This window comes from Mesorhizobium sp. M4B.F.Ca.ET.089.01.1.1, from assembly GCF_004022605.1.
GTDB classification, from domain to species: Bacteria; Pseudomonadota; Alphaproteobacteria; order Rhizobiales; family Rhizobiaceae; genus Mesorhizobium; species Mesorhizobium abyssinicae.
In genome coordinates this window covers 1-1,828 of sequence record NZ_RZOS01000730.1, presented here as the reverse complement: position 1 = coordinate 1,828, position 1,828 = coordinate 1, and the positions used below count along the sequence as shown (strand labels likewise).

Genomic DNA, 1,828 nt, shown 5'->3' with positions numbered 1-1,828 from the left:
GTCGCGCAGCGGCCGCGGCAGGGCGAGCAAAACCTTCGCCGCGCGCCATGGCCAGCCAAGCTCGGCCATCACGGCGATGAAGCCGTCCAGTTGGGTGAAAGCCTTTCCGTCGATCAGGGTGAGGCTGGTATCGTAGCTGTCGGTCGCCAGTCCGTGGTTGCGAAACAGCGCTTCGCCGAACGGCGACTGCGCCGTAGCGAAGCGGAAGCGCTTCCGGCGGTCGAACCGCACCACCGTCCGCACGAAACCCGAGCAGAACACGCAGACGCCGTCGAAGACGATCAGCGGCTGGGTTGCATCGTAAGCTTGCGGCGGAGGAAGGGGACGCTTCGGTTCGGGCAGGTCAATCATGTCGGCCCCGGCTGCTGGTGTCGTCAGACACTAAGCCAGCCGGCGGCGGCGTCAAAGCGGTGGCGTTGTCGCACGCCGCCGATCGGCCAGCGCGGGGCGCTCGGCGCGATAGGTGGTTGCGCGATGGCTGTCGGCCGGTTTGCAGATCCGGCTGTCATGACGGCTCTCCAGCGTCATGATCAGTGCGCGCTGATGCCGAGCGAGTTGCCGCGGCGGGCGCAGGCCGGGCCTGGGCCGCGCATGTAATAGCGCTCAGGCCGATAGGTCGGCGCGACGAATTCGCGGATGGCGGCGGCATAGCCGGCAATGTGGGTCCAGAACTTCATTTCCCTGTCCCTGTCCCGATTTCGGATGTCCCGTCCGAATTGCGGGCATCATAGCGTCGAGGCGTGAATAGTCGGTGAACGTGATGTTAATTTCTGGTCCGAAATGCCCTGCTTCGTGGCCGGAATGCGGCTGATTCGGGGTCTTTCAGAGCCATTTGCCGGCATTTTGCCCAATGTGACTTTTGCATCACATATGTTTCGTCTCGATGTCGTTCGGACGCGGTTCTGTTTCAACCGCGCGCGCCTCGGCGAAATTTCCGTGCGTGGCCCAAGTCAGGGCCCTGTCTGGAAGCGGCCTGTCTCCCGGAACCGGAGCGGGCTCTGCCCGTTCTCGGTTGAACCACCCCGCTCACGGAGTTCGTCATGGCGCCGCGCCCGGCCTGGAAAGGCTATCTCAAGCTGTCGCTGGTCACTTGCGCCATCGAGCTGACCAACGTCGTCACCCACGCCGAAAAGGTCTCCTTCCGCATCCTCAACCGCAAGACCGGAAATACGGTGAAGCGCATCTATGTCGATGCGGAGACCGGCAAGCCGCTGGAGGAAGGCGACGAGATCAAGGGCTATGAGCTCGAGGACGGCGAGTTCATCCATATCGAGGAAGACGAGATCGAGGCCGTCCAGATCGAATCCTCGCATACAATGAGCCTCGACGGCTTCGTCGACAAGGCCTCGATCCGGCAGATCTACCTCGACACGCCCTATTATGTCTCGCCGGCGGACAAGGTGTCGGAGGAGGCCTTCGCCGTCATCCGCGACGCCATGGCGGGCAAGAAGAAGGCCGGCCTCGCCCGCATCGTGCTCTACCAGCGGGAACGCCCGGTGGTGATCGAGCCGCTCGGCAAGGGCATGGTGCTGACCACGCTTCGTTACGACAACACGGTGCGCCAGCCCGACAGCGTCTTTGGCGATATCAAGTCGGTCAAGACCGACGACGAGATGATAGACCTTGCCGAGCACATCATCGACCGGAAGGGGACAAAATTCGATCCGTCGAAGTTCGACGACCGCTACGAGGATGCCCTGCTCGAGCTGATCCGCGCCAGGAAGGCCGGCAGGAAGGCGCCGAAGGCCAAGGCGCCGCCGAAGCCGTCCAATGTCGTCAACCTCTTCGATGCGCTGAAGAAGAGCCTGAACGCGGAAGGCGCGGGCAA

Annotated in this window: 3 protein-coding genes; 1 reads left to right on the top strand and 2 read right to left on the bottom strand. The window is 63.2% G+C overall.

Features of this window, described 5'->3' with window-relative positions; translation table 11 throughout:
- Together EN780_RS33270 and EN780_RS33265 are read right to left on the bottom strand one after the other, a co-directional pair.
- The coding region (locus tag EN780_RS33270) for a DCC1-like thiol-disulfide oxidoreductase family protein (protein WP_128276382.1) at window positions 1-351 on the bottom strand (351 nt) is incomplete at its 3' end.
- Between the two features lie 179 nt (window positions 352-530).
- Complete coding sequence (locus tag EN780_RS33265) at window positions 531-677, bottom strand: hypothetical protein (protein WP_128276381.1); 147 nt, start codon at window positions 675-677, stop codon at window positions 531-533.
- 363 nt (window positions 678-1,040) lie between these two features.
- On the opposite strand from EN780_RS33265, the gene EN780_RS33260 reads away from it, so the two are divergent.
- Window positions 1,041-1,828 (top strand): Ku protein (locus EN780_RS33260; RefSeq protein WP_128276380.1); only part of this gene is annotated, 788 nt, incomplete at its 3' end.

Coding starts and splice junctions, on each gene's coding strand:
- EN780_RS33265 (WP_128276381.1), bottom strand. CDS start 677: ATGAAGTTCTGGACCCACATTGCCGGCTATGCCGCCGCCATCCGCGAA.